General features: G+C 32.9%; 4 protein-coding genes. 1 reads left to right on the top strand and 3 read right to left on the bottom strand.

Translation table 11 applies throughout. The annotated features are described in order from the left end of the window. Positions 1-189: hypothetical protein (locus K8M07_RS12505; protein WP_223379444.1), on the top strand; the 189-nt coding region annotated here is incomplete at its 5' end. Positions 190-215: 26 nt separating this feature from the next. Here the strand turns inward: K8M07_RS12505 and K8M07_RS12500 are convergent. The 3 genes from K8M07_RS12500 to K8M07_RS12490 are packed head-to-tail and all read right to left on the bottom strand — an operon-like array spanning position 216 to position 1,229. Continuing rightward, positions 216-788 (bottom strand): manganese catalase family protein, encoded by a 573-nt coding sequence (locus K8M07_RS12500; protein WP_223379442.1) that lies wholly within the window; start codon positions 786-788, stop codon positions 216-218. A 14-nt stretch (positions 789-802) separates the two neighbouring features. Further along, positions 803-1,060, bottom strand: coding sequence for a spore coat protein CotJB (locus K8M07_RS12495; RefSeq protein WP_223379440.1), 258 nt, complete (start codon positions 1,058-1,060; stop codon positions 803-805). Continuing rightward, entirely contained in the window at positions 1,053-1,229 is a 177-nt protein-coding gene (locus tag K8M07_RS12490) for a spore coat associated protein CotJA (protein WP_223379438.1), read from the bottom strand. The genes K8M07_RS12495 and K8M07_RS12490 overlap by 8 nt, the downstream gene beginning before the upstream one ends. Between the last annotated feature and the right edge of the window lie 153 nt (positions 1,230-1,382).

Here is a 1,382-nt window from a genome sequence, read left to right as displayed (position 1 = left end):
TTATCAAAGGCCTATAAACGTTGTGTTTACAATACTTATAGGCCTTTATTCTTTGATTTTGCTGCAAAACTCAAGATAATAAACATAAAAATCCATAATAAAAAATTATTAATTACATTTCATACCGAAAAAGCTTCTGTCAAAACATTAAATACATTAAGAAAAATAAAACCTTCCTGCGAATTATAAAAAGCAGAGAAGTACTTCTCTGCTTTTTAATAATATCTTTTTCTATCTAATTCTTCATGAAGTATTCCTAGTGTTTCACCGAACCTTTGGAAATGATTTATTTCTCTTTGCCTTAAAAATCTAAGTGTATCTGTTACCCCTGGATCATCGCTAATATTTATTAGCCATTCATAGGTAGCTCTCGCTTTTTCCTCTGCTGCCATATCTTCATGAATATCCGCTATAGGATCTCCTTTTGAATTAAAATATTTGGCTTCAAAAGGTACTCCTGCTGCATTATGAGGGAATGGGCTTTTACCATGATCTACATAATGAGCTTCAAAAGGCGTTCCTTTTATTTGATCCACAGAAGCATCCTTTACTAATCTCCATACTACAGTTCCTATTATTTCCCAGTGAGCTAATTCTTCAGTACCAATGTCTGTCAATACTGCTTTAGCTTTGTTGGTAGGCATAGTCCATCTCTGGGTTAAGTATCTAATTCCCGCTGACAACTCTCCATCTGCACCACCAAATTGTTCTATTATCATTTGTGCTAGTGCAGGATTTGTAGTATCTACTCTAACAGGATATTGTAATTTTTTTTCATAAATCCACATATCTTTCCCCCCTATCAAATATCAAAGTTTATTTCCCAAGGCCAAGGTCCATATATATAAGACCATGGACAACCACTCATACCAGTAAATGATAATAGACCATATTTCGCTTCATACAAGGACCTCAATTCATGATATCTCTGAGAATAATCATTATGAAGTCTTAAAGCTCTTTTATCATTTGGATGAGTGTCTAAATAAAGGTTGATTTCTACTAACGCAAATTGAACTTCCATTAATTCTTTTAATAACATCTTTTGTTCTCTATCCATAGTATCCACCTCCGTTTGTCTCTGCCATTGTCTCCCTTTTATAAGGCATATATAATTCAGGAAATAATGTTCCTCTTTTTAATGCTTCCTTAGGATCATACACCTCATTTAATCTCTGGAAAGGTACATAGGCTCTTGCTAAACGCATATCTCTATAATTTCTATTCATATTCTATCCTCCTAACTTTTTTGGATACTTTTTTCAATATATAGTACGTACAAAAAAGATGATTGTTACAAAAATAAAGGGGCTGTTTCATAACTTCTAAAGAAGTTGTGAAACGCCTCTTTTTTACGTTCTTGTTATCAACTGTATTACATA

This window comes from Schnuerera sp. xch1 (genome assembly GCF_019931165.1).
GTDB lineage: Bacteria > Bacillota > Clostridia > Tissierellales > Tepidimicrobiaceae > JAIOUP01.
Note: the sequence above shows the minus strand (reverse complement) of the source record. Positions and strands in the feature narration are given on the sequence as shown.